Source organism: Ruegeria sp. HKCCD7255, from assembly GCF_013031565.1.
Taxonomy (GTDB): Bacteria; Pseudomonadota; Alphaproteobacteria; order Rhodobacterales; family Rhodobacteraceae; genus Ruegeria.
In genome coordinates this window covers 128,038-152,285 of record NZ_WQAG01000005.1, presented here as the reverse complement: position 1 = coordinate 152,285, position 24,248 = coordinate 128,038, and the positions used below count along the sequence as shown (strand labels likewise).

The 24,248-nt window shown below is 56.7% G+C and carries 23 protein-coding genes and 1 pseudogene; 8 read left to right on the top strand and 16 right to left on the bottom strand.

The window, feature by feature from the left end; translation table 11 throughout:
* Window positions 1–40 precede the first annotated feature (40 nt).
* The 5 genes from GOX45_RS11495 (at window position 41) to GOX45_RS11475 (ending at window position 5,579) form a co-directional block, all read left to right on the top strand.
* Window positions 41–1,570 carry an ABC transporter ATP-binding protein gene (locus tag GOX45_RS11495; protein WP_171100999.1) on the top strand — a complete coding sequence of 510 codons (1,530 nt, stop codon included), beginning with the start codon at window positions 41–43 and terminating at the stop codon, window positions 1,568–1,570.
* A 3-nt stretch (window positions 1,571–1,573) separates the two neighbouring features.
* Window positions 1,574–2,668, top strand: coding sequence for an ABC transporter permease (locus tag GOX45_RS11490; protein WP_171100998.1), 1,095 nt, complete (start codon window positions 1,574–1,576; stop codon window positions 2,666–2,668).
* Window positions 2,668–3,636 (top strand): ABC transporter permease, encoded by a 969-nt coding sequence (locus GOX45_RS11485; RefSeq protein WP_171100996.1) that lies wholly within the window; start codon window positions 2,668–2,670, stop codon window positions 3,634–3,636. The genes GOX45_RS11490 and GOX45_RS11485 overlap by 1 nt, the downstream gene beginning before the upstream one ends.
* Window positions 3,637–3,894: 258 nt before the next feature.
* Window positions 3,895–4,812 carry a sulfite exporter TauE/SafE family protein gene (locus GOX45_RS11480; RefSeq protein WP_171100994.1) on the top strand — a complete coding sequence of 306 codons (918 nt, stop codon included), beginning with the start codon at window positions 3,895–3,897 and terminating at the stop codon, window positions 4,810–4,812.
* Window positions 4,813–4,814: 2 nt separating this feature from the next.
* Window positions 4,815–5,579 (top strand): TIGR02186 family protein, encoded by a 765-nt coding sequence (locus tag GOX45_RS11475; protein WP_171100992.1) that lies wholly within the window; start codon window positions 4,815–4,817, stop codon window positions 5,577–5,579.
* 28 nt (window positions 5,580–5,607) lie between these two features.
* Here the strand turns inward: GOX45_RS11475 and GOX45_RS11470 are convergent, their stop codons facing one another.
* The 6 genes and pseudogenes from GOX45_RS11470 to GOX45_RS11445 all read right to left on the bottom strand — a co-directional run bounded on the left by GOX45_RS11470 (window position 5,608) and on the right by GOX45_RS11445 (window position 11,788).
* A complete protein-coding gene (locus GOX45_RS11470; RefSeq protein ID WP_171100990.1) occupies window positions 5,608–7,140 on the bottom strand; it encodes an ATP-dependent RecD-like DNA helicase in 1,533 nt (510 codons plus the stop codon).
* A gap of 61 nt (window positions 7,141–7,201) precedes the next feature.
* Window positions 7,202–7,839 (bottom strand): annotated as a pseudogene (locus GOX45_RS11465) (acyl-homoserine-lactone synthase).
* A gap of 83 nt (window positions 7,840–7,922) precedes the next feature.
* Window positions 7,923–8,642 carry a LuxR family transcriptional regulator gene (locus GOX45_RS11460; protein WP_171100988.1) on the bottom strand — a complete coding sequence of 240 codons (720 nt, stop codon included), beginning with the start codon at window positions 8,640–8,642 and terminating at the stop codon, window positions 7,923–7,925.
* Complete coding sequence (locus GOX45_RS11455) at window positions 8,581–8,799, bottom strand: hypothetical protein (protein ID WP_171100726.1); 219 nt, start codon at window positions 8,797–8,799, stop codon at window positions 8,581–8,583. The genes GOX45_RS11460 and GOX45_RS11455 overlap by 62 nt, the downstream gene beginning before the upstream one ends.
* A 202-nt stretch (window positions 8,800–9,001) precedes the next feature.
* A complete protein-coding gene (gene ccrA, locus GOX45_RS11450) occupies window positions 9,002–10,294 on the bottom strand; it encodes a crotonyl-CoA carboxylase/reductase (protein WP_171100986.1) in 1,293 nt (430 codons plus the stop codon).
* Between the two features lie 135 nt (window positions 10,295–10,429).
* Window positions 10,430–11,788, bottom strand: coding sequence for a 1-acyl-sn-glycerol-3-phosphate acyltransferase (locus GOX45_RS11445; protein ID WP_171100983.1), 1,359 nt, complete (start codon window positions 11,786–11,788; stop codon window positions 10,430–10,432).
* 147 nt (window positions 11,789–11,935) lie between these two features.
* Here GOX45_RS11445 and GOX45_RS11440 point away from each other — a divergent pair, with 147 nt between their 5' ends.
* The 3 genes from GOX45_RS11440 to deoD all read left to right on the top strand — a co-directional run bounded on the left by GOX45_RS11440 (window position 11,936) and on the right by deoD (window position 15,057).
* Window positions 11,936–13,903 carry a protein meaA gene (locus GOX45_RS11440; RefSeq protein WP_171100981.1) on the top strand — a complete coding sequence of 656 codons (1,968 nt, stop codon included), beginning with the start codon at window positions 11,936–11,938 and terminating at the stop codon, window positions 13,901–13,903.
* A 116-nt stretch (window positions 13,904–14,019) separates the two neighbouring features.
* Complete coding sequence (locus tag GOX45_RS11435; protein WP_171100979.1) at window positions 14,020–14,328, top strand: H-NS family nucleoid-associated regulatory protein; 309 nt, start codon at window positions 14,020–14,022, stop codon at window positions 14,326–14,328.
* Window positions 14,329–14,346: 18 nt separating this feature from the next.
* A complete protein-coding gene (deoD, locus tag GOX45_RS11430) occupies window positions 14,347–15,057 on the top strand; it encodes a purine-nucleoside phosphorylase (RefSeq protein WP_171100977.1) in 711 nt (236 codons plus the stop codon).
* A gap of 24 nt (window positions 15,058–15,081) precedes the next feature.
* On the opposite strand, the gene GOX45_RS11425 is transcribed toward deoD, so the two are convergent.
* The 10 genes from GOX45_RS11425 to GOX45_RS11380 all read right to left on the bottom strand — a co-directional run bounded on the left by GOX45_RS11425 (window position 15,082) and on the right by GOX45_RS11380 (window position 24,248).
* Complete coding sequence (locus tag GOX45_RS11425) at window positions 15,082–15,945, bottom strand: DUF1989 domain-containing protein (protein WP_171100975.1); 864 nt, start codon at window positions 15,943–15,945, stop codon at window positions 15,082–15,084.
* Window positions 15,946–16,322: 377 nt separating this feature from the next.
* Window positions 16,323–17,102, bottom strand: a complete 780-nt coding sequence (locus tag GOX45_RS11420) for a succinate dehydrogenase iron-sulfur subunit (protein ID WP_170414955.1) — start codon at window positions 17,100–17,102, stop codon at window positions 16,323–16,325.
* Between the two features lie 97 nt (window positions 17,103–17,199).
* Complete coding sequence (locus tag GOX45_RS11415; RefSeq protein ID WP_171100973.1) at window positions 17,200–18,858, bottom strand: glycosyltransferase; 1,659 nt, start codon at window positions 18,856–18,858, stop codon at window positions 17,200–17,202.
* A 71-nt stretch (window positions 18,859–18,929) separates the two neighbouring features.
* A complete protein-coding gene (sdhA, locus tag GOX45_RS11410; protein WP_171100971.1) occupies window positions 18,930–20,735 on the bottom strand; it encodes a succinate dehydrogenase flavoprotein subunit in 1,806 nt (601 codons plus the stop codon).
* An 18-nt stretch (window positions 20,736–20,753) separates the two neighbouring features.
* Complete coding sequence (sdhD, locus tag GOX45_RS11405; protein WP_171100969.1) at window positions 20,754–21,125, bottom strand: succinate dehydrogenase, hydrophobic membrane anchor protein; 372 nt, start codon at window positions 21,123–21,125, stop codon at window positions 20,754–20,756.
* 11 nt (window positions 21,126–21,136) lie between these two features.
* On the bottom strand, window positions 21,137–21,523 hold the full coding sequence (sdhC, locus tag GOX45_RS11400) for a succinate dehydrogenase, cytochrome b556 subunit (RefSeq protein WP_171100967.1): 387 nt from the start codon (window positions 21,521–21,523) through the stop codon (window positions 21,137–21,139).
* A 215-nt stretch (window positions 21,524–21,738) separates the two neighbouring features.
* Entirely contained in the window at window positions 21,739–22,401 is a 663-nt protein-coding gene (locus tag GOX45_RS11395) for a DUF1194 domain-containing protein (RefSeq protein WP_171100965.1), read from the bottom strand.
* Between the two features lie 45 nt (window positions 22,402–22,446).
* Window positions 22,447–23,475, bottom strand: a complete 1,029-nt coding sequence (locus GOX45_RS11390) for a MaoC family dehydratase (RefSeq protein ID WP_171100963.1) — start codon at window positions 23,473–23,475, stop codon at window positions 22,447–22,449.
* Window positions 23,475–23,681, bottom strand: coding sequence for a DUF1737 domain-containing protein (locus tag GOX45_RS11385; RefSeq protein ID WP_171100961.1), 207 nt, complete (start codon window positions 23,679–23,681; stop codon window positions 23,475–23,477). The genes GOX45_RS11390 and GOX45_RS11385 overlap by 1 nt, the downstream gene beginning before the upstream one ends.
* Before the next feature lie 12 nt (window positions 23,682–23,693).
* Window positions 23,694–24,248, bottom strand: coding sequence for an NnrU family protein (locus tag GOX45_RS11380; protein ID WP_171100958.1), 555 nt, complete (start codon window positions 24,246–24,248; stop codon window positions 23,694–23,696).

Sequence of the window (24,248 nt, the reverse complement as noted above, 5' to 3'; positions counted from 1 at the left end):
TGCCATACGCAGGCACCCCTTCGGCAATTGAGGACAAGACATGACCGTCCCCGCCATTGAGCTCAAAGGGATTTCCAAAGCCTTTGGGCCGGTTCAGGCCAACAAGGACATCTCGATCAGCGTCGCCCCCGGCACGATCCACGGGATCATCGGTGAAAACGGTGCGGGCAAATCCACGCTGATGAGCATCCTCTATGGGTTTTATAAAGCCGATAAAGGTGAGATTTGGATCAACGGCACCAAAACCGACATCCCTGACAGCCAGGCGGCAATCGCCTCGGGCATCGGGATGGTATTCCAGCATTTCAAACTGGTCGAAAACTTTACCGTTCTGGAAAACATCGTGCTGGGCGCGGAAGATGGCGGGCTTTTGGCCCCCTCTCTGGCCAAGGCCCGTAAGGAACTGAAAGAGCTTGAGCAGGAATACGAACTGTTCGTCGATCCAGACAAGCGCATCGACGAGATTGGTGTCGGCATGCAACAGCGGGTAGAGATCCTGAAGGCGCTGTATCGTCGGGCCGAGATTTTGATTCTGGACGAACCCACCGGTGTTCTGACCCCTGCCGAGGCCGATCAGCTATTCCGCATCCTCGACCGTCTGCGCGCCGAAGGGAAAACGATCATCGTGATCACGCACAAGCTGCGCGAGATCATGGAGAACACTGACACCGTCTCGGTCATGCGACGCGGTGAGATGACGGCCACCGTCAAGACATCTGAGACCAGCCCTGAAGAGCTGGCCGAGTTGATGGTGGGCCGCAAGGTTCTGTTGCAGGTCGATAAAGCCCCGGCCACCCCCGGTAAGCCTATCCTTGAGGTCGAAAACCTGCGTGTCTTCGATCAAGCGGGTGTCGAACGTGTGAAAGGCATCGACCTGACCGTGCGCGCCGGCGAAATCGTGGGGATTGCAGGCGTTGCGGGCAATGGTCAGTCCGAGTTGCTTGAGGTTCTGGGCGGTATGCGCCCGGGCCAGGGGGTTATTAAACTGAATGGCACGCCCTTGGCGCTCAGCGGGGCGGGATCAGACGGCCAGGCGCGCCGCGCGCAGCATATTGCCCATGTGCCCGAAGATCGGCAGCGCGAGGGTCTGGTGATGGACTTCCACGCTTGGGAAAACGTGGCCTTTGGCTATCACCGCGACCCGGCATATCAGCGCGGGATGTTAATGAACAACGCTGCTTTGCGGGCGGACACCGAAGCCAAAATCGAAAAGTTCGACGTGCGCCCACCCGATCCTTGGCTGGCAGCCAAGAGCTTTTCCGGCGGCAACCAGCAAAAGATCGTGGTTGCCCGAGAAATCGAACGCAACCCAGACCTGTTGCTGGTCGGGCAGCCAACACGTGGCGTCGATATCGGAGCGATTGAATTCATTCACAAACAAATCGTCGCCCTGCGCGATCAGGGCAAGGCAATCCTGCTGGTCTCGGTCGAGCTGGAAGAGATCTTCTCGCTCTCGGATCGGATCGCGGTGATGTTTGACGGACATATCATGGGCGAACGTTTGCCTCATGAAACCGATGAAAAAGAGCTGGGCCTATTGATGGCCGGTGTTGCGGGAGAGGCCGCGTGAACCATGGATAAAATGCCCAAATGGGCCGATGTCGTACTGATCCCTCTGATCAGCCTGATCTTGGCCACGATCCTGTCGGCACTGGTCATTCTTGCCATCGGAGAAGACCCGATCGAGGCCGTGAACCTGATGGTGACCGGCGCTCTGGGGTCCACTTATGGCTGGGGCTACACGCTTTATTACGCGACCAACTTCATCTTTACCGGGCTGGCCGTTGCCGTGGCCTTTCACGCACGGCTGTTCAATATCGGTGGTGAAGGTCAGGCGATGTTGGGCGGGCTTGGCGTTGCGATTGTCTGTCTGTCGGTACAATGGCCGCATTGGACCATCGCTTTGCTGGCTGCCTCGGCCGCGGCAATGGTCTTTGGAGCGGCCTGGGCGGCCATCCCGGCCTATCTTCAGGCCAAGCGTGGCAGCCATATCGTGATCACCACAATCATGTTCAACTTTATCGCCGCCGCCCTGCTGAACTACATGTTGGTCAACATCATGCGCCCGCAGGGCTCGCAGGATCCGGCAACTGCGCGGTTCCCCGAGGCAGTGCATCTGCCCACGTTCCAATCCATGTTCTCAACCGCCGAAAACGTGATGTTCCGAGGCGCGCCCGCCAACGTGACCTTTTTCATCGCTTTGCTTGCCTGTGTGGTGGTCTGGGCGCTGATCTGGCGCACCCGTCTGGGCTATGAAATCCGTGCCTATGGCAAGACCGAAACCGGCGCCGTTTACGCTGGCATTTCGCCCGTTCGGATCACCATCATTGCCATGCTGATCTCTGGCGCACTGGCGGGTCTCATGGCTATCAACAACGTCATGGGCGAGGCGGAACGGTTGGTGCTGAACTCTACCGAAGGTGCTGGTTTCATCGGCATCGCGGTGGCGCTGATGGGGCGGTCGCATCCGTTTGGCGTGTTGCTGGCTGCGCTGCTATTCGGGTTCTTGTACCAAGGCGGTGCCGAATTGGCGCTGTGGACGTCGATCCCACGTGAATTGATCGTGGTGATCCAGGCGCTGGTCATCCTGTTCACCGGCGCGCTCGACAACATGGTCCGCATGCCGCTTGAAAAACTGTTCCTGGGTATGCGTCAGGGGGCCAAGTGATGGAGTTCTTTGTCACCCTCGTACAGGTACTCGATTCAACCATTCGCCTGGCCACGCCGCTGCTGCTCGCCTGTCTGGCGGGGCTTTATTCGGAGCGCGCTGGCATTTTCGACATCGGGCTTGAAGGCAAGATGTTGATGGCCGCATTCTTTTCGGCTGGTGTTGCCGCTGTGACCGGTTCGGTCTGGCTGGGCCTGTTGGCCGGAATCGCGGCCTCATTGCTGTTGTCGGGCCTGCACGGATTGGCCTCGATCACGTTCCGGGGCAACCAATTGATCTCGGGCGTCGCGATCAACTTTCTGGCCTCAGGTCTGACTGTTCTGATCGCGCAGAGCTGGTTCCAACAAGGTGGACGCACGCCCTCGCTTTTTGGTGAAGGACGGTTCGAGCCTATTGAGTTTCCGTTTGCCGAAGCTCTGAGCGGTGTGCCAATTTTGGGACCTATCTATGCCGAATTAATCTCCGGGCATTCGATCCTGGTCTATGTGGCCTTTCTGATGGTCCCGGCGACCTGGTGGATCCTTTATCGCACCCGCTTTGGTCTGCGTCTGCGTGCCGTGGGTGAAAACCCGGCCGCCGTCGATACAGCCGGTGTTTCGGTGGTTGGCTTGCGATTTGCAGCCGTTGCTATCTGCGGCATCCTTTGCGGCATTGCGGGCGCCTATCTTGCAACTGCATTGCAGGCGGGCTTTGTGAAAGAAATGACCGCAGGTCGCGGCTTTATCGCCCTGGCCGCCCTGATCTTTGCCAAGTGGCGTCCCTGGCATGCCATGTGGGCCTGTCTGTTGTTCGGTTTGCTGCAAGCCATTGCACTCCGGTTCCAGAATATCGATCTGGGTGGCGTGGTGATTCCGGTACAGGTCATGGACGCCCTGCCCTATATCCTGACAGTGGTTATTCTGGCTGGTTTTGTCGGCAAAGCCATTCCGCCACGTGCCGGGGGCGAACCCTACGTAAAAGAGCGGTAATGAGTCCAGTTCAGGACTGATCTTCAGTCCTGTTCGCTGCAAAGCGGCATACAGAGTTGATTTTGTGTGCCGCAAGCGCTCTAAGGGGGCACAGACGTGCTTCGCCACAGTTTCGCAGCATTCGAAATGCCCTGCCTTTTGCTTCTGAACCGGAACAGTCTGACAGGTCTGACTGTCGCGCGCATCGTCTTTTAAGTTTGAAATCCGCAACGGTTTTGTCGCATTCCGCGACGGCACCAGTTCCCGTTAGAAGAAACCATGCAAATCTACCTTCCTATTGCCGAAGTCTCCGTAAATGCTTTCCTGTTGTTGGGCTTAGGCGGCATGGTCGGGATTTTATCGGGGATGTTCGGCGTCGGCGGTGGCTTTTTGATGACGCCGCTTTTGTTCTTTATCGGCATCCCTCCGGCAGTGGCGGTTGCGACCGAGGCGAACCAGATTGTTGCCTCGTCCTTCTCCGGCGTTCTGGCCCATTTCCGGCGACGAACTGTTGATTTGAAAATGGGAACCGTCCTGCTATTGGGCGGCCTGACCGGCGCGGCTTTGGGTGTTGTTGTCTTCAACTACCTCAAAAGCCTGGGGCAGGTCGATCTGCTGGTGCGGCTTTGCTATGTCGTCTTCCTGGGCGTGATCGGCAGCCTGATGTTTGTCGAAAGCCTGAACGCCATCCGCAAGACGCGCAAAGGTGCAACGCCTGCCAAACGGCGTCAGCGCGGGTGGATCCATGCCCTGCCCTTCAAGATGCGGTTTCGGACCTCTGGTCTTTATATCTCGGTCATTCCGCCACTGGTCGTGGGTCTGCTGGTAGGTGTGCTTTCAGCCATCATGGGTGTTGGCGGTGGCTTTATCATGGTTCCCGCGATGATCTATCTGCTGGGTATGCCAACCAAAGTCGTTGTGGGTACATCCCTGTTCCAGATCATCTTCGTCACAGCCTTTACAACAATGCTGCATGCCACCACCAACTTCACGGTGGATGTGGTGCTGGCTGTGCTTTTGCTGGTTGGTGGGGTGATCGGTGCTCAAATCGGTACCGTGATCGGTGCCAAACTGCCCGCTGAACAGTTGCGGGTGATGCTGGCCGCTCTGGTTTTGGCTGTGTGCATCAAGCTGGGCCTAGACCTTCTTTTGCAACCGACCGAGCTCTATTCGCTCGGTACTGCAGGAGGGCACTAAGCATGTATCGTCTGATCGCCGCCCTATGCCTGTTCTGCTTGCCCGCAGCCGCCGCCCAAGAAGAGGTTGTGCTGGGTCTGAGCCAAGACCGCGTGTCCATCACTGCGGACTTCGACGGATCCGAGATCCTGATTTTCGGCGCTGTCAAACGCGAAGCGCCGATCCCCGAAGGGCCGCCACTTGAAGTTGTGGTCACTGTCGCCGGCCCGTCCGAGCCTGTTATCGTGCGCCGGAAAGAACGGAAGTTCGGTATCTGGGTCAATGCCGACAGTATCGAAGTTGATTCAGCGCCCAGCTTTTATGCTGTTGCAACCTCAGCCCCGTTTCACGACTCGCTGACCAACACCGAAGACTTGCGATACAAAATCTCAGTTGAACGTGCCATCCGTTCCGTTGGTGCCGACATGAATGTGGAAGGTGCTCAGGATTTCGCAGCTGCTGTTATCCGAATTCGCGAGAACGAAGGGCTTTATTCCATCCTTGAAGAGACCGTTGCTGTTGACGAACAAACCTTGTTTCGAACGTCAATTCAAATGCCCGCCGACCTGACCGAAGGCGACTATGCGGCGCGTATTTTTCTGACTCGCGGTGGCAAAGTCGTATCGACGTTTGAAACCTCGATCGACGTCCGCAAAGTGGGTTTGGAGCGCTTCTTATACAACATGTCACGCCAGCAACCCATCTGGTACGGGCTTATGTCCCTGGTGATCGCGATCGCCGCTGGTTGGGGTGCATCGACCGTGTTTCGCCTGCTGCGCGAAAACTGACCAAGGTTTTCGCGCGCGCACGTTGGCGTTAAAGCTCCTCGGCTTCCAACGTGAGCGAAGCCGCTGGAACCTTGCGCAGGTCGTCCACACGCAGCGGGTGCGTCGGCTTGGACAGCCGGTTACGCACAACCCAGATCAACCTGTCCTGCGCGCGCGTGATGGCCACATAGGCCAATCGCTTCCACAAAGGCTGCCCGGCCTCAGACCGCCCCATGCGCGCCGCTGCATAGATATCGGGCGCGAACACCTGAACCGTATCCCATTGCGAGCCCTGCGCTTTGTGGATCGTCACCGCCGCCCCGTGCAGAAAAGTTGCGCCCATGCGCGCGGCATAGGGGATGAAGGGCTCTTCCTCATCCGGCTTTTCGATCTGGACAATAGACGCCGCGCTAACCTGTGGGTCTTCTGCCCCCATGACATGCAGCCGCGAAAACCCTGGCTTGCGACCGGGGCCCAGATAGATGACCTGAGCTCCTTTGATCAACCCGCGCGCTTCTAGATCCAGCCGTTTCTTGCGGTGCTTCAACGGTAGCTCGATACCGTCGCAAATCAGCGGTTCACCTTCCAAGAGCTCGGTTTCAGGCGCACCGTGGACGTGACGAAACGCCTGGATCAGACGAATACGTGTTGCATTGCGCCAGACCAGAACCGGGCTACGGGCCATCAAGTCAACTTCGACCCGCTGACCCCAGACAACACGGTCATCCTTGCGCGCCGTGTCTTCGACCAAGCGCTCGAATTCCTCGAACCCCATTGCCGGGTCAGCCAAAGCGTGGGCCAAATCCAGAATGGGGTTGTCAGCAGTTTGACGATGCACCCGGTGTAGTGTCAGCTTACGCGGCTCGGGCAAACCCTCGAATACCATAGAGCCGGATTGATTGACAGGTGCCAACTGCGCTGGATCGCCGAACAACAAGAGCGTTGGAAAGATCTCTTTCAGATCTTCGAACTGGCGATCGTCCAGCATGGAAGCTTCGTCGACAAAGCCGATATCCAACGGCTCTTCGCGGCGTTTCCAGCCGGTGATGAAATCCGAACCACGCAGCCCGGCTGCCGCCAAAGCGCCTGGGATGGACTTGTTATTTGCGTAAAACGCCTCTGCCCGGTTCAAAGCTTCGTCGGTCAAACCCTCGATCTCGGGACGTTCTTCGTTACCCGCCAGCCATTCGGCAATATGCTCATATTCGGGGTCGTAGACTGGTGTGTACAAAATGCGATGGATGGTTGTCGCGGGCACACCGCGTAGACGCAAAACACTGGCGGCTTTGTTGGTCGGTGCCAGAATAGCCAAGCTGCGTTTGTCGCGAGATTTACGGCTTTCAAAGTCGCTCGACACCAGATTGACACCGGTTTCAGCCAATGCCTTGTAAAGCTCGGCCAGTAGTAGTGTTTTGCCTGACCCCGCCTTGCCAATCACGGCCATCACGCCGGATTTCCCAGCCCCTGGCAGCTTTAGCAGCGCGTCATCTTCCAGATCCACACCCGCACTTCGCAGCATTTCTGAAATGCTGTCATAGGCGGCGGCCTGGTCTTCGGAAAAGGTAACCTGGGGCAAGGACATGGCGCGACCCTACAGGGCCGCACCGCTATCGACCAGATGCCGATTTCGCTTTTCTGTGCCTTCAGGCAGACAAGGCGAACCGGTGTTGATTTGCTGCCCCAAAGGCGGTCTTGAACCACAGGCGCGACAGCTCACGCGGGATACCCGCTCGGGCAGCGACGCGATTGCAGTCTTCGGCGGAATAAGGCCACAAACCAACCGAGATCTGATCACGACCCGCCCCTTGCGAACCCAACACAACGGGAGACGATCCGACCATGCGGTAAATCCGGATCATACGCGCATCAAAGACACCTGCAATATGGGTCAACCCAAACCCTTCCATGATCTCACCACCGCTTAGCATTATGGCCCCAGCCGTGTGCGGATTGGCAGTGCGCGACAGGCAAAAGCGAGTGACCCCCAAATCAGCGGGCTGCGAATCGGGCTGCCTCCGGTCAGGTGGCCAAAGACCTCATTTACCATGACGGGCCCGATTGTCGGCAAAACCCGCATCGACCCGCCATGCGAGCCATCCGGCTCTTCCCAAATCACATAAAGCGGGTTCAGATCATCATATTGATCCCGCTCTTCCCCTTTTTCATTGACCGAAACGTCCCACCCTAGGCGGGTCTTGAATTGATCGGCACGGTCCCGAAACATCCCCTCGGCCAGCACCGGATATTTGTGCAATTCATCTGCATATACATAACGCAGCATGACGTATTCCCCTTGTGGTCCATGTCTGGAACAAAAGGAGTACGTAAGCTTGGTTAATTAACCATTTGGGCACCGTTCGGTGGTTAAACGACTATTAAACCTCTGGTTAGCGCGGTGGCGATCGCATGGGTCGTATTCTGCGCGCCCAGCTTTGATCGTGCGCTTTCGATATAAGCGCGCAGAGTATGTTCTGAGATTGAAAGCGAATGCGCGACCTGTGCCCGGCTGTATCCAAGCGCCAGCAAAGTCATCGCATCGATTTCGCGCGGAGACAGGTTGCGCGGTGTATCTGGCTGCCGCTCTCGGGCAAATTCCAAGGCCTTACGGTTGATGAAATGGGCAATCAGGATCAGATCGCAGCGATAATCACTGATAAAGCTCTCCCATTCCTCATCGCTGCAACTGTGATTAACGGTGAAAAGGGCAAATTGCCCATTAGGTCCGCGCAACGGGACGGAATAGCCTTGATTACCAACACCATGTTCGCGCGCATCCTGCAAAAACGCCTTTGCGGCCTTGCCTGACCAATCCAACTGTTTCCAGTCGACCGGGTGAAACCGTTGAAAACATCCCAGAATGACGGGATCGATACGGTGACAGTTGCGGGCTCTGTAGCGATCACCCCAAGCCTCGGAGTAGGTGAAAAACCCATATTGGTCACCAGCCCCATCAACCCAGTGATAGATAATATGGTCAAGCTTAAGATTGTCCCGCAGGCGGATCGACGCTTCGGTAAGCTCTTCAAGCGTGCTGGTGTTTTCCAAATCCTCTGGGATCTGGCTCAAGTCGAATTTTCTTCCCATTCGTGGGCGTCCGCGCCTCTTCCTGCATGGACGATATCTCGGCCGCAGCGATCAGCCGTGTATCATTCAGCTGTTCGGCAAGCGCGGTCATACCATTTGCCACCGCAAAGGCGTTGAGATCCGACAATACGTCCAATATCCACTCATTCTGCGCCATCAAGGTGTCCCCGAAATAGTTAACGAAGGGTTAACACAACCATAACATGTATGAGTTAATTCGGCATATTCACTGCTTTCTACTCCCCAAAAATAGTGGGCCATCAAAAAACAAGCCGTTGAAATCGCATCTATTGTGAAAACTGTTGACCGGCCCGCCGCGACAGTCTTCGTCGCAGCGGGCCCAAGGCATGGCACACGCGCTACCCGCGGCCTCCGGCAGCCAGAACTTCTTCCAGCGTGCGCATTCCGGTTTGTGGCGCTTGCACCAAAACCGACATATTGCCCGGCTTATGCTCGTTCCGCATCATCTTCATATGCGCCTCGGGCAAGTCCTTCCAGGTGAAGACCTCGGACATACACGGATCCAAACGGCGCTCTACCATCAGTTGGTTTGCCGCCGAAGCCTGTTTCAGATGGGCAAAATGCGAACCTTGCAGGCGCTTTTGGTGCATCCACATATAACGCACGTCAAAGGTCAGGTTATAACCCGTTGTGCCGGCGCAGATCACAACCATGCCTCCCTTTTTCACCACGAATGTTGAAACCGGGAAAGTGCTCTCACCGGGGTGTTCGAACACCATGTCGACATTCACGCCTTTACCGGTAATGTCCCAGATCGCCTTGCCGAACTTGCGGGCTTCTTTGAACCATTCGGCATATTCGGGGGTGTTCACCGTCGGCAGTTGCCCCCAACAATTGAAATCCTTGCGGTTCAGAACACCCTTGGCGCCCAGATCCATCACAAAGTCACGTTTGCTTTCGTCCGAGATCACACCAATGGCATTTGCACCCGCAGTATTGATCAACTGGATCGCGTAAGAGCCCAAACCACCCGAAGCGCCCCAGACCAGAACGTTTTGGCCGGGTTTCAGATCATGCGGCTCGTGCCCGAACAGCATCCGATAGGCCGTCGCAAGCGTCAGAGTGTAACAGGCGCTCTCTTCCCAGGTCAGGTGTTTGGGACGTGGCATAAGCTGCTGGGCCTGCACATTGGTAAACTGTGCAAACGAGCCGTCCGGCGTCTCGTACCCCCAGATCCGCTGGCTGGGAGAATACATCGGGTCACCGCCGTTGCAGTATTCGTCATCGCCGTCGTCCTGGTTGCAATGGATCACAACCTCATCGCCCACTTTCCAGCGTTTGACCTTGTCGCCAACTGCCCAGACAATTCCCGATGCATCAGAACCCGCGATGTGAAACGGCTGACCGTGGCCATCAAAGGGGCTGATCGGTGTGCCCAGAGACGCCCATACGCCGTTGTAATTGACACCCGCCGCCATCACCAGAACCAGCACCTCATGACTGTCCAGCTTCGGGACATCCACGACCTCAAGCTGCATCGCCGTGTCAGGATTGCCATGGCGCTCACGCCGAATGGCCCATGCATACATTTGTTTGGGCACATATCCCATCGGGGGGATTTCACCCATCTCATAGAGGTCTTTTTCCGGCGCCTCGTACGACGCGATGCCGCTGTCGATGTCCAAAGCCATGCTGGCCTCCTTACATTTTACCTATTGCCGCGATGCAGAATCGCGCCTTGTGAGACTGGAATATGGATCGCAAAGTAATTTTGCAACCGTTTTTGCTGTCAATTTGAAATTTTATAACCCTGCGACCGCAGAAATTCACTCTGCAACTGCAGCATCCGGTCTGGAATTGGTGGTTGCGGCTGATTCTGCGTAGTAGGTAAGCAGGTCTTTTCGCCGGCCCGAGGACCGCAAAACACCACCGTCTCGCACAAGGATGTTGCGCTCAATCAATTGCTCGACAGCGTCGTGAACAGCTTGTTCCGCATTTTGCAGCGTATCCAGCCCTGCCATGGCCGAGACACGCTGGAACAAATCGGCCTCTTTGACTTCGCCATCCTGATGAACGATGTGACATACGGCTGGAAGCGGCGCGAAAGGAACGGCTGATTTGATGCGGGTCATAAGCTCGCGCGCAAGATCGGTGGTCAGGTCGCGACCCGCGTGCTCTCGGAACTGGTGCAACGAGATCGGGCGGCCATAGCGTACTGCAGCAATTCCGAATCTTTTATAGCGCCCAATCAAGCGTCTCCAGATCTGCTTTAGCGTCCACCGCGTGATAACCCCGATCCGTGCATGGAACCGACGCTCCGAGCCAAGCGCGGCGGTTGTCAGAATTGTATCTTCAAGCACCCGGTCGTAATTCAGCGCGACCGGCACAAAGACCACGTCGCGGTCTTGCGCTTCGGTCGCGTCGATCATGTATTTCAACAATCCAAGCTTGGGGCGCCCAAGCCGCCCTGTCAGGCTAAGACCGCCTTCGGGGAACATCGCCTGGGTGACGCCTGCCTCCGTCGCCAGGCGAACATAGCTGGCCAGCACTTGCCGATAGAGGTCGCTGCCCGACTTTCGCCTTATGAAATAGGCCCCCATGGCACGGATCAAACGGCTGAGCGGCCAAACCCGCGCCCATTCGCCAACCGCGTAAGACAGAGCCGAACGTTGCGCTGCCAAGTAGGTGACAAGCACGTAATCCATATTGCTGCGATGGTTCATGACAAAGACAACCGTCGCGTTGGGGTCGATCGTGTTGATGGCTTTTTCGTCCTGATAGCTGAGCCGGACGTCATAAAACGCGTTACTCAGCATGCGCGCCATTCGGATCGCAAAACTGAAATAGGCAAAGGCAGAAAACGAGGGCACGATCTCGCGCGCATAGCGCCGCGCGGTTTCTGAGGCCACGGCTTCGGGCACATGCTCTTGCTGCGCATAGGCTTGAACGGCCTTGCTGACCTGCGGGTCATAGCGCAGCCGCTGAATCATGTCGTGGCGCCCAGCCAGCTTGAACGGCTGGATTGGGCGTTGCAGCCGGGTATTCAGCCGCGCAACCGCGCGTTCAAGCCGTCTGCGAAAGAACCATCGCACCGAGGGAAATAGGAAATGCGAGGCGAAGGTGACCGCGGCAAACACCAGGATCAGCACAAAGAGCCAAATCGGAACTTCCACGGTCTGAGTCATGGCGCAACAGTGCCATCAAACGCTGCGACCCACAATCTGAAGAAACACGGCATATGCCGCAACGCAGCGAATTGACATGTTCCGAAAATTACGGTTTAGAAGCATCAAGCGTAATTTTGTTACCCAGACGATCACGAGGTCTCACCCATGACGCAATCGCAGAAAGATCGCCCCTGGCTTATCCGGACCTATGCGGGTCATTCAACCGCACAGGCATCGAATGCCCTGTACCGCAGCAACCTGGCCAAAGGCCAAACGGGCCTGTCGGTGGCTTTCGATCTGCCAACACAAACCGGCTATGACAGTGATCATACGCTTGCGCGCGGAGAGGTGGGCAAGGTGGGCGTACCGATCTGTCATCTGGGCGACATGCGGGTGCTGTTCGACCAAATTCCGCTCGAACAGATGAACACCTCGATGACCATCAATGCCACTGCGCCTTGGCTTTTGGCACTCTATATAGCTGTCGCCGAGGAACAGGGCGCGGATGTGGCTCAACTGCAAGGCACCGTGCAGAACGACCTGATCAAGGAGTACCTAAGCCGAGGCACGTATGTCTGCCCTCCGAAACCGTCGCTGAAGATGATCGCGGATGTGGCTGAATATTGCTACTCCAACGTGCCGAAGTGGAACCCGATGAACGTGTGTTCCTATCACCTGCAAGAAGCCGGTGCGACGCCCGAACAGGAACTGGCTTATGCCTTGGCCACGGCCATCGCAGTATTGGACGAACTGCGCCCGCGTGTCCCCGCTGAAGATTTCCCTGCGCTCTGCGGTCGGATCTCGTTTTTTGTGAATGCAGGTATCCGCTTTGTTACCGAAATGTGCAAAATGCGTGCCTTTGTGGATCTTTGGGATGAAATCCTGCAACAACGATATGGGGTCGAGAACCCCAAGTTCCGCAGGTTCCGCTATGGCGTTCAAGTCAACTCGCTGGGGCTGACTGAACAGCAGCCGGAAAACAACGTCTACCGCATCCTGATCGAGATGCTTGCGGTGACGCTTTCGAAAAATGCACGCGCGCGCGCGGTACAACTGCCAGCCTGGAACGAGGCTTTGGGTCTGCCGCGCCCTTGGGATCAGCAATGGTCGATGCGGATGCAACAGATCCTGGCTTATGAGACCGACCTTCTGGAATATGGCGACCTGTTCGACGGCAATGCCGTGGTCGATGCCAAGGTCGAAGACCTGAAAGAAGGCGCCCGGGCTGAACTGGCCAATCTCGAGTCGATGGGAGGCGCGGTGGCCTCGATCGAATACATGAAGTCGCGGCTGGTAGATTCGAACGCGGAACGTCTGAACCGCATCGAACGGAACGAAACCGTTGTGGTCGGTGTGAACAAATGGACCGAGGGCGAGGCCTCACCCCTTCAGACCGAAGATGGTGGCATAATGGTCGTCGACCCTGCCGTAGAACAGGAGCAGATCAACCGATTGAATGCCTGGCGGTCCGAACGCGACAGCGCGGCGGTTGCCAAAGCGCTAGCCGATCTGCGGGAAACCGCGCGGGCGGGTGGCAATGTCATGCGACCCTCGATCGCGGCGGCTAAAGCCGGGGTAACAACGGGTGAGTGGGCGGAAGAAATGCGTAAGGTCTATGGCACCTATCGGGGGCCAACCGGCGTTTCCGGCTCGGTCTCTAACAAAACCGAAGGGCTGGAAGATCTGCGCGCCGCCGTTGACGCAGTCAGCGACAGGCTGGGACGCCGTCTTAAGTTTCTGGTCGGCAAACCGGGACTCGACGGACATTCCAATGGTGCAGAACAGATCGCCTTCAGGGCCCGCGATTGCGGTATGGATATCAGCTATGAGGGCATTCGCCTGACACCCGAGGAAATCGTCGCTGCCGCGCGCGAAGACGATGCCCATGTGATCGGCTTGTCGATTCTGTCAGGAAGCCACCTGCCTCTGGTCCAAGATGTCATGACCCAGCTTGCCGAAGCAGGGCTCAACCACATTCCGGTTATTGTTGGCGGCATTATCCCAGACGAAGATGCCGAGGCTTTGCGCGCCATGGGCGTGGCCAAGATATATACACCCAAGAACTTTGAGCTGAATGCTATTATGGGTGATATCATTACCTTGGCCGATCCAAAGGACATGGCAGCAGAATAACCCATATTCCATGTGAGAAACTTGGATTTTATTCCCCTTGAAAAGGGAATAAACGGGTCCAGAATTGCAAGATCCCGATGCCACCGTATTGGGAATTAACAATCTGGAGAATAAAAATGGCAATCGATCTTGAAAAAATGTCGCGTAAGGAATTGCTGGAATTACGCAATAAGGTCGACAAAGCGCTGAAAACCGCCGAGTTGCGCGACCGGAAAGAAGCATTGAAGGCCGCTGAAAAAGCTGCCGCCGAGTTTGGATTTGCTTTATCCGAACTGGCGCCCGGCACGGGGAAAGCCGTTAAATCCGCTGCCAAATATCGCAATCCGAAGGATGCCGCACAGACCTGGTCGGGTCGTGGACGCAAGCCGCAATGGGTCCATGAGGCGTTGAAATCGGGTGCTGGTCTTGCGGATCTGGAAATCTGACAAAAGGCGGATCGGGTTATGACAATTCATATCGGTGCTGAAAAAGGCGAAATTGCCGAAACGGTTTTATTGCCCGGTGATCCTTATCGGGCGAAATGGGCGGCTGAGACGTTTCTAAATGACGTCAAACAAGTCAATGACGTCCGGGGAATGCTGGGATTTACCGGAACGTGGAACGGAAACCCGGTTACAATTCAGGGCAGCGGCATGGGAATGCCGTCCCTTTCAATTTACGTGAACGAATTGATCCGGGACTACGGTGCAAAGACTCTGATCCGCATCGGCTCTTGCGGCGGGATGCAAGACAGCGTCAACGTTCGCGATGTCATTCTGGCGATGACTGCTAGCACGCTTAGCACCCCGTCGCGCGGGATCATGAAAGAGCTGAACTTTGCCCCTTGCGCTGATTGGAGCCTGCTGCACGCCGCAGCCCAAGCCGCGCAGGCCAAAGGCACGCCAACCCATGTGGGCGGCATTTATTCGTCGGACGTGTTCTATGACGAACGCCCTGATCTGAACGAACAGATGGTGCGCCACGGTATTCTTGGGGTCGAGATGGAAGCCGCCGAACTCTATATCCTTGCGGCGCGTCACAAGTGTCGGGCTCTGGCTGTGCTCACAGTATCAGATCACCTGCTGACCGGCGAGGCACTGCCCTCGTCTGATCGCGAGCGCAGCTTCGGGGACATGGTCGAAATCGCACTGCAAGCCGCGTTTCCCAATAGCTAAGTTGGCCGGGGCACCCTGCCCCGCCTATCGACCATGGCTGCGGTCATATCCGTTGGGTGGAGGGCTGTCCCAACCAGCCACTTCTCCTTCTGCCGGCGCGAAGACTTCGACCAGCAATGGATAACACGCAGCCGTATCCGAGGAATGCTCACTCGAACAATCGCCGCCGGGGCAGGCGCTGAGATTCCCCAGCAGGTCAATTTCGGCAAAGAATTCAAGGTAGTCCCCGGGCCGCACCGGCGAGGCCTTCATGAAATATTGCCCCGTATCCCGCGTGAACCCGGTGCACATGAAGACGTTCAGGACATCGTGCACGGCAGGCTCGGCCTGATCCAAAGGAATGTCCAAGTGATCGGCCAAGGCACGCGTCAGGTTCGAATGGCAGCAATGGTGGTACTGCGTGTCCGACAACAAATTCCCCGTGTACGGATCACAGCGGGTACCGATTACATCGTGCACAGACCCGCCAAAACCATCGATACCATACCAATCCAACGTATCCGCAGTGATCGTGGCCATTGGACGCAAATGGGGAAAGCTTGACCACATCCTCTCACCCGTCGTCAGATGCGTCCCATGCAGCGCGCGGGTTTTGCCTGAATAAAATCGCTCAGACAAATCGCTCAGGTTCCACAGGTTCAGGTCTCCCACTTGCGGACCCTCGACCGAGGTGATGCGAAAGAAATGACCGGCCGGAACTTCAAAACAGCGCGCGTCGCGCGGCGGCACCAAAACCTCATCCGTCTTGATGGCCCGCTGGCGTATGTCATGCATCCAGCCCAGATCGGGTTTTGGAAGTGATCTATTCGGATAGCAGATCACCGGGGCAACCGCACGGCGGGCTTCGGCGTCTTCTGGAACGAGGGCTGCAGGCATTAGATCGGTCATGGCCGACAGAGTGGCGCAGAACAGTAGCGCCGCAAAGCGCTAATTAGCGATCTTTTTTCTGCGCACAGGTAAGCGGCTGATCCTTTGCGGCCACGACAGCGCCACAAAAACTGCAATGCCAAGTGCCATGGCTTTTATCCTGCCGCCACCGGCAATCGCGCGTCAGCGAAGTCGTGCGCGAACGCCAGATAAAATAGGCAAATACCCCGGCGGCCAATATGAGCAAAAGAACGGGCATGGTTTTGAATCGCGGATTGGCCTGACTTTTTCAAGGTCACGCACGCTATCGGTTGGCCTTGGCTGTTCAAGCCTGCCCTCCTTTGGTCAAAGGAAGGCAGTGTTCAGCCACAAAGCAACGACTTGATCTTACGCGCCAATCAGACGGCGCGCTCAACCATCATCTTTTTGATCTCGGCAATCGCCTTAGCCGGGTTTAGACCTTTCGGGCAGGTCTTGGCGCAGTTCATGATCGTGTGGCAGCGATAGAGCTTGAACGGATCTTCCAGCTCATCCAGACGCTCACCCGTCGCCTCGTCCCTGCTGTCGATGATCCAGCGATAGGCGTGCAGCAATGCGGCGGGCCCCAAATAACGGTCGCCATTCCACCAATAGCTCGGGCAAGAGGTCGAGCAGCTGGCGCACATTACGCATTCATAAAGACCGTCCAGCTTCTTGCGGTCTTCGATCGACTGTTTCCACTCTTTCGCCGGGCGGTTGGTCTTGGTTTCCAGCCACGGCATGATGCTGGCATGTTGGGCATAGAAATGCGTCAGGTCAGGGATCAGGTCCTTGACCACCGGCATATGCGGCAGAGGATAGATCTTCACGTCGCCCTTGATCTCATCCATCCCGTAGATACAGGCCAGCGTGTTGATCCCGTCGATATTCATCGCACACGACCCGCAGATGCCCTCACGGCAAGAGCGGCGGAAAGTCAGCGTTGGGTCAATCTCATTCTTGATCTTGATCAGCGCGTCCAAAACCATCGGGCCGCAACTGTCCATATCAACGAAATAGGTGTCGACCCGCGGGTTCTGCCCGTCATCGGGATTCCAGCGATAAATCTGGAACTTGCGCACATTTGTGGCGCCTTCGGGCTTGGGCCAGGTTTTGCCGGTGGTAATCCGGGAATTCTTGGGAAGGGTCAGTTGTACCATTTTGAAAATCTCCGGCAAAGCGTCGACAGATTGATGTGGCGATCCGGCCGCAACGAGCCAAACCTTTTGGTGTCACCCCACCGAGGGCATGAGCATTTCATGTGTCGCCTCCATATTGTGGCTCCAGTGCGTAAGACCGATCGAGCGAATTAACGACCTCCAGAATGGTTCGCGCCCGCGCGGCAAAAGAGTGTCGCTCTCGCATTGACCTGGCAAATTCAAGCCGCTCCTTGCGCCGTTTGTCTGTTTCAGAAGATGCATCGCTTAGAGCCTTGTCAAAGCTTTCCTGATCTTCAAAGACGTAGACCAATTCCCGAAGGTCTTCCGGCAACCAACTGACCTTGTCGGTTACAGGAACCGCTCCGCAAGCTAACGTGTCGAAGATACGGTTCGAAGTTTGGCCGTTTTCGCGCATCTGAGGCGTATGATCGTTCAGCACAACGTCCGCGCTGGAGTATACATCAAGCAGCTGGTTATTTTCGACGCGCTCGCCGCAAAGAAATGATTCATATTCTGTGTTCCTCCAACCGGGGCCCCAAATCTTTAGATCACGCCCTGGTTTTGCAGCATAGGCGACCGAAAGACGATCAAACCCAGCCCGATTACGCCCTACGAACACCATACCTTTTCCTCGAAGCTGTTCTCGAGGATAGATGATTTCAGAGTCGAATGCTTGGGGTAGAAGCGACGACTTCTCGGCCATTTCACCGCCAAGCGCTTGCTTGTACATCGTTCCTGACGCCCAAAACACGTGATCCGCCTGAGCATAATTCATCGGTCGAATACCTTTGGAAATCGCCCAATAAAGACAAGTTCTGTCGCGCTGTTTGATAAAATTTGCTCGACCCTTCAACACCAGATCCACACCGCCGGGTCTTGTGTTCGAATACCATTCGTCCTGTGGGTCGATGGTTGTGAAATACCCTAACCGAGAAAAAGCTTTCGCCAGGCCCAGGGCAAAGAAATAGTCTCCCCACTCGGTCAATGCATTGCGATCGGGCGCTGCAACCTTGATCGCGATGTCTGGTTTGTTTTGCCAGCCAGGGGCCAACTGATGCGGACAGGCAGAATACCATCTGCTCTGCTCAGCCGGTACAAGGTCAAGCTCGTCGAAATAGGTGCTCACGCCGTATTCTTCGATCTTCAGATCAGTATATGATGCGATGATCTCGTCGTAAGAGTCTGACAACGCAGTATTTCGTGGATCAAGTCCTGATACGATCAAAAGCCCGGTTGGAGCGCAATCAACCACTTCTATTTCAAGATCGGGACGATAGTTGCGCAGGATCGGCACAATTTTCCAGACATCTCCTGTCCAATCCTTGGTGATCCTGTCACGTTCCGCGATGTCGCTGTTCCAAGGCACACAATCATGCATCACAATAACGCTGTCGGGCTTGCAGTGGCGCTCGGTGTTGATGAAATCCCGCAACAGAAATTCGACCAGGTGCATGCCGTCGAGGAAGACCAAATCAAATTCGACACCCATCGCGTTCAGCCGATTAGACGCAAAGAACTTGTCGCTTGTCTCCTGAAAAAGATGAAGTTCGGGTTTGTCCCCAATCAACTCGAGCTGCGCGATGAAGGCCGGATCAACAGAAATCGTTTTTGCGCTACTCAGTCTTAGGCTGGCACCGGTTTGAGTGCCAACCTCGAAATACCACTCCGGCTTCAAAGTCGCATGAAGACGCCTGAGAAACTCCAGGTAATGCAGCCCATCAGCAAGGCCGAAACCTTCTTGGCGCTGTCTGGCCATCCCTAGTTGATCCTCGGCTCAATGCGTTGCGCATTTTTCATGGCTTCGTTCATGCCAAACACAGTACCTCGTTAGAACGTACGGGCCTTGGGCGCGATACGTTTCAGGCTGATGCCGCCTTCGTCTTCAGTTGTCAGCGGATCCGTGATCACAGGGCGATAGCTGAGTTCGACCTTGTTACCCTCAACCCGGCTGACCGTGTGCACGCGCCAGTTTTCATCGTCACGCTCGGTAAAGTCCTCATGCGCATGGGCACCACGGGATTCCTTGCGGGCCTCAGCGCCAACGATGGTGGCCAGAGCACTGGGCATAAGGTTGGTCAGCTCCAGCGATTCCATCAGGTCGCTGTTCCAGACAAGGCTGCGGTCAGACACTTTCAGGTCGTCCATCTTGGCCGCAATCGCGGTCATCTTTTCGACCCCTTCTGCCATGGTTTTGGCGGTGCGGAACACGGCGGCGTCTTCTTGCATGGTGCGCTGCATCTCAAGCCGCAGATCGGCAGTTGGAACTGCGCCGCTTGCATTGCGGACGGCGTCAAAGCGGTCAAAGGCCTTGTCAACCGAGGCCTGATTCAGTTCGGGGTTCGATGCGGTCGGATCCACAACTTTACCTGCGCGGATCGCAGCAGCGCGGCCAAAGACCACCAGGTCGATCAACGAGTTTGACCCCAACCGGTTCGCCCCGTGGACCGAGGCACAGCCAGCCTCACCCACAGCCATCAGGCCGGGGACTACAGCGGTCGGGTTATCGGCGGTAGGGTTCAGAACCTCACCCCAATAGTTGGTCGGGATACCGCCCATGTTGTAATGCACAGTCGGCAGAACCGGGATCGGTTCCTTGGTGACATCAACCCCGGCAAACACGCGCGCCGATTCCGAAATGCCCGGCAGGCGTTCGGCCAAGGCTTCGGCGGGCAGATGGCTGAGGTTCAGATGGATGTGATCGCCATTGTCACCATGACCACGCCCTTCGCGGATCTCCATAGTCATCGAGCGCGAGACATAGTCGCGCGGCGCAAGGTCTTTGTACTGAGGCGCATAGCGCTCCATGAATCGTTCGCCTTCAGAGTTTGTCAGATACCCGCCCTCACCGCGTGCGCCTTCGGTGATCAGACAGCCCGATCCATAGATGCCGGTCGGGTGAAACTGCACAAACTCCATATCTTGAAGCGCCAAACCGGCGCGCGCCACCATACCGCCACCGTCACCGGTGCAGGTATGGGCCGAGGTGGCGCTGAAATAGGCCCGGCCATAGCCGCCCGTTGCCAAAACCACCATCTTGGCGTTGAACACATGCATCGTGCCATCGTCCAGCTTCCAGCAGACGACGCCCTGACACTGCCCGTCATCGGACATGATCAGATCGATGGCGAAATATTCGATGTAGAATTCAGCGTTATTCTTCAGCGACTGACCATAAAGCGTGTGCAGGATCGCGTGGCCGGTGCGGTCGGCGGCAGCGCATGTCCGCTGCACCGCGGGGCCTTCCCCAAACTCGGTGGTGTGGCCGCCAAAGGGGCGCTGATAGATCTTGCCCTCTTCGGTGCGGCTGAACGGCACGCCATAATGCTCAAGCTCATAGACCGCCTTGGGGGCTTCACGCGCCAGATACTCCATCGCGTCGGTATCACCCAACCAGTCCGAGCCCTTAACCGTGTCGTACATATGCCATTGCCAGTGATCTGGGCCCATGTTGGACAGCGAAGCGGCAATACCGCCCTGCGCCGCAACTGTGTGCGAGCGGGTCGGGAACACTTTGGTCACACAGGCGGTGCGCAACCCTTGTTCAGCCATGCCCAGAGTGGCGCGCAGACCTGCACCGCCAGCGCCAACAACGACCACGTCATATTCATGCGTTTCGTATTCGTATGCAGCCATTTCTTTCAGCTCCGGGAATTAAAGGGCAATGCGCGCGATGGCGAAAAGGCCAGCGGCGGCGGCACCATAAGACAGGCAGGTCACCAGAATGATCAGGACCTTCTCCATCGTGCCGTGAACATAATCTTCGATCAGCACCTGAGCACCTTCGGCAAAGTGCTTGAACCCGACCAGCAACGTCAGGGCCGCCACAATCGCGGGAAAGGGTTGGGCGTAGTAATCCAGCACAACGTCGAAGGGCTGACCCAGGATCGGACCAAAGGTAAAGATGAACAGGGGCACGAGGATCAGCAGAGCAACCGAGCTGACTTTCATGCTCCAGAAATGAGCGGTGCCCGATTTGGCCGAACCCAGGCCAGTCGCGCGCTTGCGGTCTGTCAGATAACGCATGAAAGCCTCCTTTACGCGACTATGAGCAGGGTCAGAAGGGTCAGCACAACCGACCCGATGATAACCGCCCAACCCAGCTTGTAGGCAGTGGGCAAATCCAACCCAAGGGCATTATCCCAGATCAGATGCCGGACGCCGGCAAGCGTATGATACCAGATACCCCACAGCGACAGCGTCATGATCAGATCACCCAGAACCGAAGTCAGCCACCAATTCGCGCGGGCAAACGCCTCGGGCGATGTCGCCGCCGCCAAGAACCACCAAACGATCAGAAGGGCGGCCAACAGCATGGCGTTTCCTGTGATGCGGGTCAGAATGGATGTGACCGACGTCAGCTGCGGACGATAGATCGACAGATGCGGCGAAAGCGGGCGATTGCCCCGATTTACATCGGCCATGGCGGCTCCTTTTCGGTTGGCTACGGACGGTTTTACTGTTTTTTGCACCTCTGTCACGTGCTGCGCGTGCAAAAACCGCCAAAATCAAGCCAATTTGACAGATTATTTCGTTTCGTGATCACACCAGATGACGTCGTGATCACAGAGCTGCTCCAACCCGGTGTATCTTAGTGTTTTCAACATGCAAGCGATGTGATCACGAATCCCAGAAACACCTATTTCAGACCTGCCGTTTGCTGCGTCACTTCGCGCAAAAGCTTTTTTCGAATTTTCTCGGGGTAATCAGCAAAGCCAGAGGCCGAAACGACAAAAGCCCCCTCTCCTACGATTACATTCTCAAAGAAATAGGCTGTGAGGTCTGGCTCGCTTTCCTCGATGGCAATCGCATTGACGGTTACGCCGTGAGCCCGCATCAAGCCATGCGTGTCTGTCGGCTCAACACCTTCGTTCGAAATCCCGTCACCCGAAATATCAATCAAATGCCGCGAGCAGTCGGACACCTCGTCGAAACTGGTCAGCGTCGTTTCCAGCGCCTCACCAATCGCCGTCGAGAAGTTTCGCCATATCCGAGGATCCGCTGCCACCTGATCTGCAAAGCGTTCAACCGCGGTGAAGCTGTCGATCTTCGTCCAGGGGATGGTGACTTGTTGGCGAGACGCACCGGTCCACTGCACCAGCATCAGACGCGCCTGCCCACGCACCAGCGCCTCGGACACAATGGGGTCGCGCAAACCGGCGGCCAGCCCGTCCATTTGAATGCGGTATTCCTCGGAATCCACTGACCCAGAAACATCCACCGCCAAGGCCAAAGCAAGATCACAGGCCCAAGCCGGAGGGCTCAGGCAGAGGCAAGTGACGAAGGCGCGCGCAAACAGCATTGCGCCAAGCTAGCACGGTTTTGCCCGCAGGCGATCACATCACCGTCAGATTGGTATCAACGCCCAATAGTCCAGATCCAGCAGCACATCGGCTTTGTACTTTCCATCCGGCCCGCGCAGTTCAAACGGTGCACCGCCTTTGGTGGCCACAAGACGCAGGCGCAGGGCCCCAACGCCGGGAACGCCAGTTTCTGCCTTATCCAGAACCTCGGACCACGCCTTGATCGTATCCCCAGCAAAGCAGGGGTTGGCATGGGCACCACCGTTCAATCCGACGATCATCTGCGCATTGGCGAGCCCGTTGAACGACAAAGCCCGCGCCATCGAGATCACATGCCCGCCATAGATCAGCCGACCCTCGGGCCGGAATGTCAGGTCGAAATGCACCTTGGCCGTGTTCTGCCAAAGGCGTGTGGCCAACATATGCTCGGCCTCTTCCACGGTGACACCATCCACGTGATCGATGGTCTCGCCGACCTCATAGTCGCCCCAGCGATGGGGTTCGCCAGCCAGGGCGAAATCATAGTCCGAAAAATCCAACCCCTGCGGGATCGTCAGATCATCGATGGACAGCGCGTGTTTCAAATCCGGCACGACGGTTTCCGGCGCCGGAGTATCCAGGTTCGATTTGCGCACCATGACCCAGCGAACATAGTCCAGCACGACCTCATCCCGCTGGTTCAGCCCTTTGGTCCGCACCCAGACCACACCCGTTTTTCCGTTCGAGTTCTGCTTGACCCCGATCACCTCGGACACCGAACGCAGCGTGTCACCCGGATAAACCGGCTTCAACCAACGCCCCTCGGCATAGCCAAGATTGGCAACCGCGTTCAATGAGACATCCGGTACCGTCTTGCCAAACACCACATGAAAGGCCGCCAGGTCATCAACCGGGCTTTGTGGCAAACCACTGGCCTGTGCAAACGCGTCCGAGGAATAGAGCGCGTGACGCGCTGGATAGAGCGCATGGTACAAAGCGCGCTCTCCTGTGGTCACAGTGCGCGGCACGGCGTGGTGCAACACTTGCCCCACCGCATAATCCTCGAAGAACCGGCCTGGGTTGGTTTTGGCCATTATTGCTGCCCCAGTTTCATATCCGGCTCATAGTCGCCCTCAATCTCTTTTGTGACCGCCTGCGCACAGCGCATCTGGCTGGTCGCGGGATCAAATGCGTAAGCGGGCGAGCCGTGCAAGTCCCAGCCCTTGGCCAACGCGTCCGAGACCTTGTGGCAGAAGGCCGAGGAATCCTCGGACGTCAATAGGCGGTAGAGTTTTGCCATGAGTTCAATTCCTTACGAGGTAAAGGGGGATGGGCCGACCAGCCCGTGAATATATCCAATGACGCCCAGCAGAACGATCGACGCGACAAAGAACATCGCATCTTTGCCATAAGTGCCAGGCTCGGATGGGGTCCATTCGGGTTCGGACTTGTTGATCACGATGACCTCGACCACCGCCCAGGCCAGCAATCCGCCGAACAGGATGATCGACGCCAGATCACCATTCACCAGCAGATGCGCAAAGGCCCAAAGCTTGAACCCGCCCAACATCGGGTGGCGCACACCGTTCAGTAGCCGCCCCTTGGTGCCTGCAGGGCTCATCAGAAAGATCGCAATCAGAACCAGCAGATTGTTGATATGCACCATGAAGGTCGGCGGTGCCCAGACATGGATGAAATCGGTCATCCGATAGCCAAAGATCATCAGCAGAATCGACACGACCAGCGCAAGCGCCACCGCGCCTTTTCCGGCATCACCCATCGCCGCGCGCCGTTCCGGCATCACACGTTTGAACAAATGCGCCGCCCACCACAGCGCCACACCCAAAATCAGAAGTAGAAAGCCCAT